We start from the raw sequence: 12,823 nt of genomic DNA on the forward strand, positions 1-12,823 counted from the left end.
CGCGAAAGACCTTTTTCGCTCAGACTTCTCGTCAGACAGAGGAAATACGTGGAGGGACTTCCATGGGCGTTCTGGAGGGGATGCGAGTCGTCGAGAGTTCCGCCTTCGTCGCGGTCCCCTCGGCCGGGATGACGCTGGCGCAGATGGGCGCCGACGTGATCCGCATCGACATGCCGGGCGGCGGAATGGATTCCGGCCGCTGGCCTGTCACACGGAGCGGCCGGAGCCTGTTCTGGGCGGGGATGAACAAGGGCAAGCGATCGGTCTCGATCGATCTCTCCGACCCGCGTGGGCGCGAACTCGCGGCCGAACTGATCTGCGCCCCCGGCCCCGACGCGGGATGTTTCATCACCAACCTTCCCGCGCGGGGCGAAATGAGCTTCGCGAGCCTCCGGGAGCGGCGGGCGGATGTGATCATGGTCTCGCTCAAGGGCACGCGCGACGGCGCCCCGGCGGTCGATTATTCCGTCAACCCCGCGCTCGGCTTTCCGACGGCCACCGGGCCCGAGGGATCGGCGGACCCCGTCTCCCATGTCCTGCCCGCCTTCGACCTGATCGCGGGCCAGATGATCACCGGCGCGCTCCTCGCCGCCGAGCGGCAGCGGCTCTGCCGGGGACGCGGGCAGCTCGTCGAACTCGCGCTGAAGGACGTGGCGGCCGCCGTGCTCGGCCATTGCGGGATCATCGGCGAGGTCGTCGTCAACGGGGTCGACCGGCCGAAATACGGCAACGCCCTCTACGGCGGCTACGGGCAGGATTTCGTCTGCGGCGACGGGCGGCGGGTCATGGTGATCGGACTGACCGTCCGGCAGTGGCGGAACCTCGTGAAGGTCACCGGGTCCGAGACGCCGATCGCGGCGCTCGCCGCTCGGCTCGGGGTCGATCTCGACGGCGAGGGCGCGCGCTTCGAGGCGCGCGACGCCATCACCGCGATCCTGCGTCCCTGGTTCGCCGCGCGGAGCGTCGCGGATTTCGCCGGAGCCTTCGACGCGGCGGGCGTGACCTGGTCGGTCTTTCGCAGCTTCGCCGAGGCGGTTCGCGAAGACCCGGACCTCTCGACCGACAATCCGATGTTCCACATGCTCGACCAGCCGGGGATCGGCCGCTTCCCGGTACCGGCCTCGCCCGTCACCTTCGGCGCGGGACCGCGCGACCGCCCGACACCCGCGCCGGGGCTCGGCCAGCACACGGAGGAAGTTCTGGCCGAACTGCTCGGCCTCGGGTCCGGGCAGATCGGCGCGCTGATGGATTCGGGCGTCGTCGCCGGACCCGTGCCTGCCTGATCGAGCCCGAGCGCCAGATCAAGCCCGGACAGCGGTCTGCGGATCGGCGCCCTCCGATTAGCGGACCGCCGTCACCTGGCTCGCGAGCACGGTGTCGCCGGTCGCGAAGACCAGTTCCGTATTGCCCGCCTCGGTCCGCCGCACCTCGGTCACCTTCGCGAACACACTGCCCCCGGTGGTCGAGAGCAGGGTGTCGCCGGCATATCCTTCGAGCGCGAAGCTGTAGTTCCCGGAGGCGGGGGTGCCGCCCGCGCTGTCGGTCCCGTCCCAGGTCACGCTGTCGGCCGCGGGATCGACGTTCACACGCGCGACCTCGGTGCCGAAGTCGTTCTTCACAACCAGCACCGCCTTGTCCGCGCCCTCGACCGGCGTCACGCCGACATCGACCGGCGCCCCGGTGAAGGCCGCGCTGGTCGGCGCCCGGACCTCCTTGCCGATCCAGTCGGCGAAGCCCTCGCTCGCGCCATTGGTCAGCGCGGACAGGATCGAATCGAGCCGGGTATTGGCGCCGATCTGCTGTTCGACGGCGGAGAAGCTCGCGAGCTGGGCGACGAACTCGGTCGATTCCATCGGCTGCAGCGGGTCCTGATACTTGAGCTGCGTGGTGAGCAGTTTCAGGAAGGTGTCGAAATCGGCCGTCATCGCGCCCTCGGCGGCGCTCTCGGTGCTGGTCTTCGATTTCGCCGCGGCCGCCGCGCCGCTTCCGGTGGTCGAGCTGGAGGTCACGTCCATGGTCGGGCTCCTTGGTGATCAGAGACGGATGTCGAGCGGGCCATCGGCCGCGCCCGCGCGGCCCCCCGCGCGGGTCGTGTCGGAGATCGGCGCCGCGCCGGGCCCCGCCGCGCCCTGGGCGCCGCGCGCGACCGCGTAGATTTCCGCCGGGCGTTCGGGTGGCCCGTCACCGCCGAAGTTTCGCGAGCCCTGCGACATGTCGAGCGAGACCGAATCGTAGCCCGCCGCCCCGAGCTCGCGCGTCAGCGTCTCGGCATTGCGGCGCAGAAGCTCCAGGGTCTCCGGCCGCTCCGCCGTCACCATGGCGTGGACGCCATGCTCGGTCCGGGTGAGGGAGATATGCACCCGTCCGAGCTCCGCCGGATCGAGGCGGATCTCGACCCGCGACTCGTCGCTTTCCGCCACCGCGACGGCGATCTGTTCGACGACCGCGCGCGTCTGGCCGGGCGGGGCCTCGGCGGGCGCCGCCTGCGTGAGCCGCGCCGCCGCGTCCGGGCTCCCCATCGAGAGTGGCGAGATGGTCAGCTGTGTGATCGACGGCTGGCCCGATGATGCCGCGTCGGCGACGGCCGCCGGATCGGTCCGGGTCGCGAAACCGGCGGCATCCGCGGCGGCGTCGAGGATGGCGGGATCGGTACCGCGGGAAGCCGGGCCCGCCGCGAGTGTCGGCGCCGTGCCTTCCGCTGACGGGTCCCGGGCGGAGAGCGGCGATGCCTGCGTGTCGCTGCCCGCCGCCGACTTGCCGGTCCCCGTGCCGGGAGCGGGGACGGCGGACCGCTGGATCGCGGCGGTCGCGCCGAGCGCCTCGGGCGCGGAAGCGGCGTTGGCCGGCACGCCTTCGATGACAGCTTCGGCGACGGCGCCCGCGCCGGATCTGGCCGCGGCCGCGCCCGGTGTAGCCCCCGGAGCCCCCTCCGGTTGAGCTTGCCCGGGCCCGTTCCCCGCCGTGCGAACCTCCGGCGTGCTGGCCCCCACCGCGCCCATTCCCGCCGTGCTCATCCCTTCCGGCGCGGCAAGAGCCGCCGCGTCGGAGGCCCGCGCCCGTTCGGATGCGTCGGGCCGCGGCACCAAACCCGTCGGGAACTCAGGCGTCGGCATGGCCTCGGTCGGCGCCGCGTCCGCCAGCGCCCCGTCCGCCAGCCCCTGCTCCGTCAGCGTGGCATCCTCAGGCGCCTCGGCCGTGAGCGGCGGGTCGCCCGGCCCGGTCATCGCCTCCCCGACCGTATCCGCGACCGTATCCGCGGCCGAAGCCGTCCCCTCGCGCGGGGCGCCAGCCGCTTCCCGCGCCGCCCGCGGCTTCTCCGCCGCCCTGGCAGGCGCTCCGGGATTTCCCATCGCCACCGCGAAGTCGGAGGTCCCCGGGGGGGCCGTTCCCTCCCCGGAGAGGCGGGTCTCACGGGCCGCCTCGGTCCGCGCCTGGCGGGCGGGGCCGAGGAAGCCGAGGTCGGGGGCATTCATGGGCGCGCGTCTCCGGAAGTGTCTCGCCCGCGTTTCTGCGCCCGTCACGCCTTACGAATTGTTAAGCCGCGCCCCCGATCGTCGCCCGACGGCACCCCCAACCCCTTTTCGAGGACTGGCCATGGACATAACCCCGCTCGCGGCCCGGACGGCCGCCTCTCCGCCCGCCCGGGACAAGGCAACGAATGCGGCAACGGATGCCGACGCCGCGGCGCTCAGGGCGGCGGAGGCATTCGAGACGAGCTTTCTCGCCGAGATGCTGAAGGAGAGCGGCGTCAATCAGGCCTCGTCGTCCTTCGGCGGCGGCGCGGGAGAGGAGGCCTTCTCGAGCTTCCTGACCGAGCAGTACGCGGCGAAACTCGCCGGACGCGCCGAGCTTGGCCTGTCACAGCGGATCTTCGAGGCGCTGAAGGCGCGGGGGACCGGCGCATGATCGGCAATCTGCTTGGCGGCTCGCGGCAGGAAAAGATCCTACGGCTGCTCGACGAGGAACATGGCGTGATCCTGAACGGCCCGCTCGCCGATCTTGCGCCGCTCGTCGCACGGCGCGAGGCAGAGGTCGCGGAGATCCTCGCGGGCGAAACCCCGGGCGAGCCCTTCCTGGCCGCGGTCAAGGCGAAGGCGGAACGAAACAGCCGCCTTCTGCTCGCGAGCATCGCCGGCATCCGCGCCGCCTCCGAGACCCTCGCGCGCGCCCGCCGCGCCGCCGACCGGCTGCGGACCTATTCGGCCGACGGCCAGCCGGTCGACCTCGTGGACACGCGGATCACCCGGGACCATCGGGCCTGAACGATCGGCCTGAACGATCGGGCTTTAGCGATCGGGCGCTTCCCGTTCTCCTTCATGCTCCCACGCTGGCCGACCTGCTCCACCGGACTAGCTTTCGGGGTCAGGTCAGCGGCCAGCGGTGGGAGGGCCCACGCGGCCCGGAAGGAGAGAAGCCATGTCCCACGCAGCCCTGGTCCCCGGAGCCGTCGCCGTCATTACCGGAGGCGCCTCCGGCATCGGCCTCGCGGCGGCGAAGAGGTTCGCCGCGATGGGCCTCAGGGTCTGCCTCGGCGATCTCGGCGCCGGGAGACTCGAGGCCGCGGCGACGGAGATCGGCGGCGAGGTCTTCACGAAGGAGACCGATGTGTCGCGCCCCGAGGATCTCGCCGCGCTCGAAGCGGCGGCGCGCGCGCGCTTCGGCTCGGTCGACGTGCTGATGCTGAACGCCGGCATCCAGCCCGGAAGCGGCGTGCTCGGCCCCGCCGAGGCCTGGGACCGGGTGCTCGCCGTCAATCTCATGGGCGTGGTCCGGGGCGCGCAGGCCTTCCTGCCCGGCATGCTCGCGCAGGCGGGCCCCGGGCTCGTCATCATCACCGGCTCGAAACAGGGCATCACCACCCCGCCGGGCGATCCGGCCTATAACGTGTCGAAGGCCGGGGTGAAGGTCTTCGCCGAGGCGCTGGCGCACGAGTTGCGCGAGCGGGAGGATTGCGCGATCAGCGCGCATCTGCTGATCCCCGGCTTCGTCTTCACGCCGCTCGCCGCGGGCGGCCGGGTCGAGAAGCCGGACGCCGCCTGGACCCCCGCGGAGACAGTCGATTTCATGCTGGACTCGCTCGACCGAGGGGATTTCTACATCCTCTGCCCCGACAACGACGTGCCTCGCGCGCTCGACGAGAAGCGCATCGCCTGGACCGCTGGCGACATCATCGAGAACCGCCCGCCGCTCTCGCGCTGGCACCCCGACTACGCGGAGGCCTTCACGGAGTTCATCCGGGAGCAGGGCTGACCCTCCAAAGCGAACACCGGAACCCCCGATGTCACTCAACATTCGCCCGGTCGCGAACGCCGATCTGGATCGCGTCCGCGACCTCCTTCTCCTCGATGCCGGGAAACGCCAGAAATCCGATCCGGGCCTCTGGAAACCGAAGCGGGACGCGCGGGGCGCGGTCGCCGAGGCCATCACCGATGCTCTGCGGATCGAAACCCCTCCCTTTCGTCAGCGATGGCTCGCCGCGGAGGCGGGCGAGCGGATCGTCGGGCTGGCGCATACGATCCGGCTCCCGGTTCCGCCGATCTACGCGGGTGAGTTCGGCGCCCCGGGGCTGATCATGGACGACGGTGCGCTGGCCGAGGATGCGCCGCCCGGGACCGCCGAAATCCTTCTGGACGCGGCGGAAGCCGATCTCGTCGAGTCCGGTGCCGGGGTACTGCTGGCCTCGTCCATCATCCGCGGTGCCTGGGAGCGGGCGCTTCCATCGCGGGGCTACACACCCCTCACGCTCTATTTCACCCGGTCCGATCTTCCGGCCACCGCGCAGCTCCCATCCGTGCGACATGCCGTTGAAACCGACATCGCGTCCATTGTGAGCCTGAGCGCGATCAACCTGCGGATACTCTCCGATCTCGACGGCTTCTGGCGACCGCACACCGAGGCAGGCCCGCGGTTCGGGAACTGGATGAAGCGCAGCCTGACCCTGGCTGATCGCGACATGCTGGTTTCCGAGGTCGAGGGCGAGATCGCGGGCTATGCGATCTCGCAGCCGGCGACCGCGCTCCATTTCCCGCCGGCGCATGACATTTCCCGCGTGGGCTTCATCGATGATTTCTTCCATCGGGAATTCGAGAACCCGTCGGGGGCCGATCGGCGCGGCCAGGCGGCGGCCGAGCTTCTGCTGGCCGCCGAGGCAGCCCTGGCGGAGCGCGGCGATGAAGCGGTCCTCATCGTGTGTCCGGCCGCCTGGACATCGAAACGGAGCCTGCTGGAAGCGACGGGCCACCGCGTCGCGTCCACCTGGCACATCAAGGGCCGAGACGGAAATGCACCGCCGGCTCAACGTCGATAGTCCGAGACCATCCGGTAGTCCTTGCGCGGACCGAGGACCCGCCATTCCGCGCGCCAGGCGGGCCAGGCGGTGAAGTCATAGCGGACCCTGTAGTGGTCGGGCGCGCAGGCGTGTTCCGCCTCGGGCCGCGCGGCATCGGTCGGGAAGGCGTGGAAGAACCTCCCGTCGGCGAAGTCGATCTCGATGACGCCCCCGGTCGCGCCCTCTCCCCGGACGACACCCGGCACCGCGCGCCAGAAATAGCGCCGGGTCGCGGTCATCGGGGGGGCCGTGCCCAGCGTGAGCCTGCCTTCCTCGACATAGGCGAGCCCGCCCGGCGCGGCGGTGAACCGCGCCTCGCCCTCGAAACGGCCCGGAGCATTCGCGCGCGCGTCGTCGATCCGCCGCGTCAGCGTCCATCGCCCCTCGAAGTCCGCGAGTTCCACCCCGTCCTCCACCCCCGGCCGGCCGAGCGCCGACCTTGTGCCGATCCGGGGGCCGGTCTATCAGACGCCCGCGTTTCCCTGAACCCGCGAAAGGCCGCCACCGATGATCCCGCGCTATTCCCGCCCCGAGATGGTCGCCATCTGGTCGCCCGAGACCAGGTTCCGGATCTGGTACGAGATCGAGGCCCATGCCTCCGACGCCCAGGCCGAGCTCGGCGTGATCCCGACGGAGAACGCGGAGGCCATCTGGCGGGCGAAGGACGTGGAGTTCGACGTGGCGCGCATCGACGAGATCGAGGCGGTGACGAAACACGACGTGATCGCCTTCCTCACGCATCTCGCGGAGCATATCGGCGCCGAGGACGCGCGCTTCGTGCATCAGGGCATGACCTCCTCGGATGTGCTCGACACCACGCTCAACGTCCAGCTGGTCCGCGCCGCCGACATCCTGCTCGCCGATCTCGATCGCGTGCTGGCGGCCCTGAAGACGCGCGCCTACGAGCACAAGGACACGGTGCGGATCGGCCGTTCCCACGGCATCCACGCGGAGCCGACGACGATGGGGCTCACCTTCGCGCGGTTCTACGCCGAGATGGACCGCAATCGGAACCGGCTCGAAAAGGCGCGCTGGGAAGTCGCGACCGGCGCGATCTCGGGCGCGGTCGGGACCTTCGCCAATATCGATCCGGCGGTGGAGGAGCATGTCTGCGCGAAGATGGGGCTGCGACCCGAGCCGATCTCGACCCAGGTGATCCCGCGCGACCGGCACGCGATGTTCTTCGCCACGCTCGGCGTCATCGCCTCCTCGATGGAGAATATCGCGATCGAGTTCCGCCACATGCAGCGGACCGAGGTGCTGGAGGCGGAGGAATACTTCTCGCCGGGCCAGAAGGGCTCCTCGGCGATGCCGCACAAACGCAACCCGGTCCTGACCGAGAACCTGACCGGTCTCGCGCGTCTCGTCCGCATGGCGGTGATCCCGGCGATGGAGAACGTGGCGCTCTGGCACGAGCGCGACATCTCGCATTCCTCCGTCGAGCGCGCGATCGGGCCGGATGCGACGATCACGCTCGATTTCGCGCTCAATCGCCTCGCGGGGGTGATCGAGAAGCTGGTGATCTACCCCGCGAACATGCTGGCGAACATGAACAAGTTCAAGGGCCTCGTCATGTCGCAGCGCGTGCTGCTCGCGCTCACCCAGGCCGGCGTCAGCCGCGAGGACGCCTATCGCCTCGTCCAGCGCAATGCGATGAAGGTCTGGGAACAGGGCGCGGATTTCAAGGCGGAGCTTCTGGGCGACGCGGAAGTGACCGCCGCGCTCTCGCCGGCCGAGATCGAGGAGAAGTTCGACCTCGGCTATCACACCAGGCACGTCGACACGATCTTCGCCCGCGTCTTCGGGGAATGACGGGCGGGATCTGAGGGGCGGGACCCGAGGGCCGGAACTTGAGGGGTGGAATCTGGGGGGCGGAAGCGCATGACCGGTGAGACCCGTGCGCGGCATTTCCCGCCCGTCGCGGGTCCCGGGACGCGGGTCCTGATCCTCGGCAGCCTGCCGGGCCTGGCCTCCCTGTCGGCGGGGCAGTACTACGCGCATCCGCGAAATGCCTTCTGGCGGCTCGCCGGAGGGCTGATCGGGGTCGATCTGGCCGACCTGCCCTATCCGGACCGTCTCCGGGCGGCGCAGGCGGCGGGTATCGGGCTGTGGGATGTCGTGGGTTCGGCCACGCGGCGGGGCAGTCTCGACCAGGCGATCCGCGATCCCGAACTGGCCGATCTCGCGGGCCTCGTCATGACCCTGCCGCGCCTTCGCGCCATCGCCTTCAACGGCGCGACGGCGGCGCGCCACGGCCGGGCGCGGCTCGCCGGCTCATGGATGGGGGGCGGGGCGCCGGATCTCATCGACCTGCCCTCGTCGAGCCCGGCGCATACCATGCCCTTCGCCGAGAAGGCGCGCCGCTGGGACGTGCTCCGGCGCCACCTCGACTGACCGGCCCGGATCACCCGTCACCAGCGACGGCGCCGGACGACGCGCCCGCCGCCACCCGTCACTCCTCGATCAGCTGCGCCTTCGCCCGGGTCAGGAGCTCGTCGAGCTTGGCACGGATCGTCCGCTCGTCGGCCTTGTCGCCGAGATCGGCGGCGAGCTTGCGGTAGACATCCTCGTGCCCGCCCTCTCCGACATCGACATGGATGACCTCCATCGCATAGGCCTGCGCATCGTCGCCGCTCTTGCCGAGCAGGTCCGCCGCCCAGAGCCCGGCCAGCCGGTTGCGCCGCGCGAAGGCCTTGAACACCATCTCCTCGTCATGGGCGAACTTGTTCTCGAAGGCTCTTTCGCGTTCCTTGAAGTTGTCCATAGACGTCCTCCTCCCGGGGGCTGCTGCGTCGCGCGCAGATAACCATTCCGGCCGCGATCCGACAAGTGATCCGAGACGCGCCCATACAACCGCGCCGCAATCGCGCTTGCTCCTTTTCGGGGCAAGGTATAGAGAGCGGTGACGGGAAAGGCGGGCGTCCGGCCCCCCTTTCCCATTGGTATTTTCGGAGACTTTCATGGCCCGCCGCAGGATGATTTACGAGGGCAAGGCGAAGATTCTCTACGAAGGACCCGAGCCCGACACGCTCATCCAGTACTTCAAGGACGACGCCACCGCCTTCGACGCCACGAAGAAGGCGACGATCGAGGGCAAGGGCGTCCTGAACAACCGCCTCTCCGAGCATTTCATGAACGGTCTGAACGCCATCGGCGTGCCGACCCATTTCATCCGCCGGATCAACATGCGCGAGCAGCTGATCCGCATGGTCGAGATGATCCCGCTCGAGGTGGTGGTGCGCAACTATGCCGCGGGATCGCTCTCGAAGCGCCTCGGCATTCCCGAGGGGCAGCAGCTGCCGCGCCCGGTGATCGAATTCTACTACAAGGACGACGCGCTCCACGATCCGTTGGTGACCGAGGAGCATATCGTCGCCTTCAACTGGGCGAGCCAGCAGGACATCGACGACATGATCGCGCTGTCGCTCCGCGTGAACGACTTCCTCTCGGGCATGTTTCTCGGTGTCGGCATCCGCCTCGTCGATTTCAAGATCGAGATCGGCCGGATCTACGACGGCGATTTCCAGCGCCTGATCGTCGCCGACGAGATCTCGCCCGACAGCTGCCGGCTCTGGGACATCGAGACCGGCCGCAAGCTCGACAAGGACGTGTTCCGCCACGACCTCGGCGATCTCGCGGACGCCTATACCGAGGTTGCCCGGCGCCTCGGCGTCATGCCGAAGTCGCAGAGCCGGACGCATTCCGGCCCCAAGCTCGTGAACTGAAACGCCTGGGCCTGGATGCCCCAACTGAAACGCTCGAACCGATGAAGGCCCCCGCATGAAAGCTCGCGTGCATGTGACGCTGAAGACCGGCGTGCTCGATCCCCAGGGCGAGGCGGTCCGGCATTCGCTGGGCGCGCTCGGCTTCGCGGGCGTGGGCGAGGTCCGGATCGGCAAGGTGATCGAGCTCGAAGTCGCCGAGACCGACCGCGCCGCCGCCGAGGCGCGCGTGCGCGAGATGTGCGAGAAGCTGCTCGCCAACACGGTGATCGAGAACTACGCGGTGGAGATCGCATGAGCCTCAAGGCCGGCGTCGTCGTCTTTCCCGGATCGAACTGCGACCGTGACCTCGCGGTGGCGCTGAGAAGCGCCGGGGCCGATGTCACGATGGTCTGGCACAAGGAGACCGACCTGCCGGCGGGACTCGATTTCGTCGGCATCCCGGGCGGCTTCTCCTTCGGCGACTATCTGCGCTGCGGCGCGATCGCCGCGCGGGCGCCGATCATGCGCGCCGTGGTCGATTTCGTGCACGGCGGCGGTCATGCGATCGGCGTCTGCAACGGGTTCCAGGTGCTGATCGAGACCGGGCTCCTGCCCGGCGCGCTGATGCGGAACGCGGGCGTGCGGTTCATCTGCGCGCCGGTCGGTCTCGAAGTCGCGACGACGGACAGCGCCTTCACCGCCGCCTATGGCAAGGGCGAGCGGATCGAGGTTCCGATCGCGCATCACGACGGCAATTACTTCGCCGATGCCGACACGCTCGCGTCGCTCGCCGATCAGGACCGGATCGCGCTGCGTTACGCGGAGAATCCGAACGGCTCGGCCGCGGATATCGCCGGTATCCTGTCGGAGAACCGCCGCGTGCTCGGGCTGATGCCGCATCCCGAGCGCGCCGTCGATCCGGCGCATGGCGGCACGGATGGCGCGCGGATGTTCGCCGGTATCACGGAGGCGTTAACCGGGGAAGCGGTGCGCGCTTGAGGCGAAAGCCGGCCAGGGTTTAGATGAAGCATGAACCAGGGCAGTAGGGGGGAGAGCAAGGCAGCCTATCCGGGTCGCATCTGGATGCGCGCCGGGCTCATGATTTCTGTCCTCGTCATGGGCCTCGTGATCTGGGTCAGCCAGATCTACCTGACGCGCAGCTTCTCCGTGCCCCAGGAGACGGATGCGACGCTGCGGGCCACGCTCTACGCCGGCTCGATCCAGAGCGCGATGCAGCGCCATTCGGTCGTGCCGCTTCTGCTCGCGCGCGACCCGATCCTGCAGGTGGCGCTGCGGAGCGACGAATTTGGCGAGGCCGAGGCACGGCTGCGGGATTTCCGCGAGGAGATCGGCGCCGGCTCGATCTTCCTGCTCGACGCCACCGGCCGCATCGTCGCCGCGAGCGACCGGCAGCCGCTCGAACAATACGATGGCGACAAGGCCTATTTCACGCTCGCCGCCGCCGATACCGGCACGATCTTCTCGATCATCGAGAACGACGACGGCGCCTACAGCTTCCACTATGCCCGCAAGGTGGAGGACGAGGGCCGCCTGCTCGGCGTCATCGTCGTGACCGTCGATCTCGGCGCGCTTGAGGAAGGCTGGCGGCGCTCGCGGGTCAGGGTGGCGGTGACGAATTCGGAGGGCAACGTCCTGCTCGCCTCCGAGCCGGACTGGCGCAAGAACGCGCTCGAGAACCTGCTTGCCTCCGCCTCGCACCCCTCGCGCCTGACGCAGGCGTTGCGCGAGGCGCGCGCGAGTTTCGGCGCGCCGGACTATGTCTACATCACCGGCACGCCCTATATCGGCGCCGAGGTGCCTGTCGGCTTCCGGAACTGGCGCCTGACCTATTTCGCCGGGATCGAGGGCGTGCGGGCGCGGGTGAACTCCGTCCTCGCGCTCATCATCATGGTGCTGGCGCTTCTGCTCGCGCTCGCCTTCTATCTTCTGTCCCGCCGGGCGCGCGCGGAGAACCTTCGGGTGAAGCGGGAGTCCGATGATCTCAGGATGCTGAACCGCCGCCTGTCGGCGGAGATCGCGGCGCGCCAGAGGGTGGAAAGAAACCTCAAGGATGCCGAGCAAAGCCTTGAGCAGGCATCGAAACTCGCCGCGCTGGGGCAGATGTCGGCCGCCGTCAGCCACGAGCTGAACCAGCCGCTCGCCGCGATGAAGACCTATCTCGCGGGCGCCCGGCTGCTCCTGACCCGCAAGCGCGCCGACGAGGCGCTGACCTCCTTCCAGCGCATCGACGATCTGATCGAGCGGATGGGCGGGATTACCCGGCAGTTGAAATCCTACGCGCGCAAGAGCGATTCGGACGATCTCGAACCGGTCGATCTGCGCGCCAGCGTCCGCGCCGCGCTCGCGATGATGGCGCCGCAGCTCGGCAAGATGTCGGTCAACATCACCACGACCCTACCGTCGGAGCCGGTGATGGTCCGCGCGGACCCGCTCCGCATCGAACAGATCATCGTGAACCTGCTGCGCAATGCTCTGGACGCGGTGAAGGGACGCGACGACAAGAGGGTCAAGGTCTTCCTTGTCCAGGGCGAAATGATCCTGCTCTCGGTCGAGGACAACGGAGACGGGCTGAAGGACCCGGGCAAGTTGTTCGAGCCCTTCTACACAACGAAGAAGCCCGGCGAGGGGCTCGGCCTTGGTCTGGCCATCTCCGCCGGGTTCGCCAATGAACTCGGCGGACGGCTCGTCGCGCGTAATGCTCCCGATGGCGGCGCTGTCTTCGAACTCCTCCTGCCGAGGGACCGGGCGCAGAACCAGGCCGCGGAGTAGA

16 protein-coding genes are annotated in these 12,823 nt (G+C 69.3%); 11 read left to right on the forward strand and 5 right to left on the reverse strand.

The annotated features are described in order from the left end of the window. The first annotated feature begins 62 nt into the window (after positions 1-62). Positions 63-1,283: a CoA transferase gene (locus ACLJK8_RS05160; protein ID WP_413149035.1), complete on the forward strand. Its 1,221-nt coding sequence runs from the start codon at positions 63-65 to the stop codon at positions 1,281-1,283. Between the two features lie 57 nt (positions 1,284-1,340). Here ACLJK8_RS05160 and ACLJK8_RS05165 read toward each other — a convergent pair whose 3' ends face one another. Together ACLJK8_RS05165 and ACLJK8_RS05170 are read right to left on the reverse strand one after the other, a co-directional pair. Further along, positions 1,341-2,015, reverse strand: coding sequence for a flagellar hook capping FlgD N-terminal domain-containing protein (locus ACLJK8_RS05165; protein WP_413149036.1), 675 nt, complete (start codon positions 2,013-2,015; stop codon positions 1,341-1,343). Between the two features lie 18 nt (positions 2,016-2,033). Continuing rightward, a complete protein-coding gene (locus ACLJK8_RS05170) occupies positions 2,034-3,473 on the reverse strand; it encodes a flagellar hook-length control protein FliK (RefSeq protein ID WP_413149037.1) in 1,440 nt (479 codons plus the stop codon). Positions 3,474-3,594: 121 nt separating this feature from the next. Here ACLJK8_RS05170 and ACLJK8_RS05175 point away from each other — a divergent pair, with 121 nt between their 5' ends. The 3 genes from ACLJK8_RS05175 (at position 3,595) to ACLJK8_RS05185 (ending at position 5,250) form a co-directional block, all read left to right on the forward strand. Then, a complete protein-coding gene (locus ACLJK8_RS05175; protein ID WP_413149038.1) occupies positions 3,595-3,906 on the forward strand; it encodes a rod-binding protein in 312 nt (103 codons plus the stop codon). Next, positions 3,903-4,262 (forward strand): hypothetical protein, encoded by a 360-nt coding sequence (locus tag ACLJK8_RS05180; RefSeq protein WP_413149039.1) that lies wholly within the window; start codon positions 3,903-3,905, stop codon positions 4,260-4,262. The genes ACLJK8_RS05175 and ACLJK8_RS05180 overlap by 4 nt, the downstream gene beginning before the upstream one ends. Before the next feature lie 154 nt (positions 4,263-4,416). Beyond that, positions 4,417-5,250, forward strand: a complete 834-nt coding sequence (locus ACLJK8_RS05185) for an SDR family oxidoreductase (protein ID WP_413149040.1) — start codon at positions 4,417-4,419, stop codon at positions 5,248-5,250. A gap of 31 nt (positions 5,251-5,281) precedes the next feature. On the opposite strand, the gene ACLJK8_RS05190 is transcribed toward ACLJK8_RS05185, so the two are convergent. Continuing rightward, positions 5,282-5,512, reverse strand: a complete 231-nt coding sequence (locus tag ACLJK8_RS05190; RefSeq protein ID WP_413149041.1) for a hypothetical protein — start codon at positions 5,510-5,512, stop codon at positions 5,282-5,284. 60 nt (positions 5,513-5,572) lie between these two features. Between ACLJK8_RS05190 and ACLJK8_RS05195 the strand changes: the two genes are divergently transcribed. After that, complete coding sequence (locus ACLJK8_RS05195) at positions 5,573-6,307, forward strand: hypothetical protein (RefSeq protein WP_413149042.1); 735 nt, start codon at positions 5,573-5,575, stop codon at positions 6,305-6,307. On the opposite strand, the gene ACLJK8_RS05200 is transcribed toward ACLJK8_RS05195, so the two are convergent. Continuing rightward, positions 6,295-6,732 (reverse strand): DUF6314 family protein, encoded by a 438-nt coding sequence (locus tag ACLJK8_RS05200; protein ID WP_413149043.1) that lies wholly within the window; start codon positions 6,730-6,732, stop codon positions 6,295-6,297. The two genes, ACLJK8_RS05195 and ACLJK8_RS05200, sit on opposite strands and share 13 nt — an antisense overlap. Before the next feature lie 103 nt (positions 6,733-6,835). Between ACLJK8_RS05200 and purB the strand changes: the two genes are divergently transcribed. Beyond that, positions 6,836-8,140 carry an adenylosuccinate lyase gene (gene purB / locus ACLJK8_RS05205; protein ID WP_413149044.1) on the forward strand — a complete coding sequence of 435 codons (1,305 nt, stop codon included), beginning with the start codon at positions 6,836-6,838 and terminating at the stop codon, positions 8,138-8,140. A 69-nt stretch (positions 8,141-8,209) separates the two neighbouring features. Then, positions 8,210-8,722, forward strand: a complete 513-nt coding sequence (locus ACLJK8_RS05210) for a DNA-deoxyinosine glycosylase (RefSeq protein ID WP_413149045.1) — start codon at positions 8,210-8,212, stop codon at positions 8,720-8,722. A gap of 58 nt (positions 8,723-8,780) precedes the next feature. Here the strand turns inward: ACLJK8_RS05210 and ACLJK8_RS05215 are convergent, their stop codons facing one another. Next, complete coding sequence (locus ACLJK8_RS05215) at positions 8,781-9,092, reverse strand: DUF1476 domain-containing protein (RefSeq protein WP_413149046.1); 312 nt, start codon at positions 9,090-9,092, stop codon at positions 8,781-8,783. A gap of 196 nt (positions 9,093-9,288) precedes the next feature. Here ACLJK8_RS05215 and purC point away from each other — a divergent pair, with 196 nt between their 5' ends. The 4 genes from purC to ACLJK8_RS05235 are packed head-to-tail and all read left to right on the forward strand — an operon-like array spanning position 9,289 to position 12,822. After that, on the forward strand, positions 9,289-10,053 hold the full coding sequence (purC, locus tag ACLJK8_RS05220; protein WP_413149047.1) for a phosphoribosylaminoimidazolesuccinocarboxamide synthase: 765 nt from the start codon (positions 9,289-9,291) through the stop codon (positions 10,051-10,053). A 55-nt stretch (positions 10,054-10,108) separates the two neighbouring features. Continuing rightward, entirely contained in the window at positions 10,109-10,348 is a 240-nt protein-coding gene (gene purS, locus ACLJK8_RS05225) for a phosphoribosylformylglycinamidine synthase subunit PurS (protein WP_413149048.1), read from the forward strand. Next, positions 10,345-11,031 (forward strand): phosphoribosylformylglycinamidine synthase subunit PurQ, encoded by a 687-nt coding sequence (purQ, locus tag ACLJK8_RS05230; RefSeq protein ID WP_413149049.1) that lies wholly within the window; start codon positions 10,345-10,347, stop codon positions 11,029-11,031. The genes purS and purQ overlap by 4 nt, the downstream gene beginning before the upstream one ends. 30 nt (positions 11,032-11,061) lie before the next feature. Then, positions 11,062-12,822, forward strand: a complete 1,761-nt coding sequence (locus ACLJK8_RS05235; protein WP_413149050.1) for a sensor histidine kinase — start codon at positions 11,062-11,064, stop codon at positions 12,820-12,822. The last annotated feature ends 1 nt before the right edge of the window (position 12,823 follow it).

The organism is Amaricoccus sp. W119 (assembly GCF_047275745.1).
Lineage (GTDB): Bacteria > Pseudomonadota > Alphaproteobacteria > Rhodobacterales > Rhodobacteraceae > Amaricoccus.

Excerpts from the sequence above, each read along its gene's own strand:
- ACLJK8_RS05165 (WP_413149036.1), bottom strand. The coding sequence starts at position 2,015 with ATGGACGTGACCTCCAGCTCGACCACCGGAAGCGGCGCGGCGGCCGCG.
- purS (WP_413149048.1), top strand. The coding sequence starts at position 10,109 with ATGAAAGCTCGCGTGCATGTGACGCTGAAGACCGGCGTGCTCGATCCC.
- ACLJK8_RS05215 (WP_413149046.1), bottom strand. The coding sequence starts at position 9,092 with ATGGACAACTTCAAGGAACGCGAAAGAGCCTTCGAGAACAAGTTCGCC.
- purC (WP_413149047.1), top strand. The coding sequence starts at position 9,289 with ATGGCCCGCCGCAGGATGATTTACGAGGGCAAGGCGAAGATTCTCTAC.
- ACLJK8_RS05185 (WP_413149040.1), top strand. The coding sequence starts at position 4,417 with ATGTCCCACGCAGCCCTGGTCCCCGGAGCCGTCGCCGTCATTACCGGA.
- ACLJK8_RS05160 (WP_413149035.1), top strand. The coding sequence starts at position 63 with ATGGGCGTTCTGGAGGGGATGCGAGTCGTCGAGAGTTCCGCCTTCGTC.
- ACLJK8_RS05170 (WP_413149037.1), bottom strand. The coding sequence starts at position 3,473 with ATGAATGCCCCCGACCTCGGCTTCCTCGGCCCCGCCCGCCAGGCGCGG.
- ACLJK8_RS05180 (WP_413149039.1), top strand. The coding sequence starts at position 3,903 with ATGATCGGCAATCTGCTTGGCGGCTCGCGGCAGGAAAAGATCCTACGG.
- ACLJK8_RS05210 (WP_413149045.1), top strand. The coding sequence starts at position 8,210 with ATGACCGGTGAGACCCGTGCGCGGCATTTCCCGCCCGTCGCGGGTCCC.
- ACLJK8_RS05175 (WP_413149038.1), top strand. The coding sequence starts at position 3,595 with ATGGACATAACCCCGCTCGCGGCCCGGACGGCCGCCTCTCCGCCCGCC.
- purB (WP_413149044.1), top strand. The coding sequence starts at position 6,836 with ATGATCCCGCGCTATTCCCGCCCCGAGATGGTCGCCATCTGGTCGCCC.
- ACLJK8_RS05235 (WP_413149050.1), top strand. The coding sequence starts at position 11,062 with ATGAACCAGGGCAGTAGGGGGGAGAGCAAGGCAGCCTATCCGGGTCGC.
- ACLJK8_RS05195 (WP_413149042.1), top strand. The coding sequence starts at position 5,573 with ATGGACGACGGTGCGCTGGCCGAGGATGCGCCGCCCGGGACCGCCGAA.
- ACLJK8_RS05190 (WP_413149041.1), bottom strand. The coding sequence starts at position 5,512 with ATGCGCCAGCCCGACGATCCGCTCGCCCGCCTCCGCGGCGAGCCATCG.
- purQ (WP_413149049.1), top strand. The coding sequence starts at position 10,345 with ATGAGCCTCAAGGCCGGCGTCGTCGTCTTTCCCGGATCGAACTGCGAC.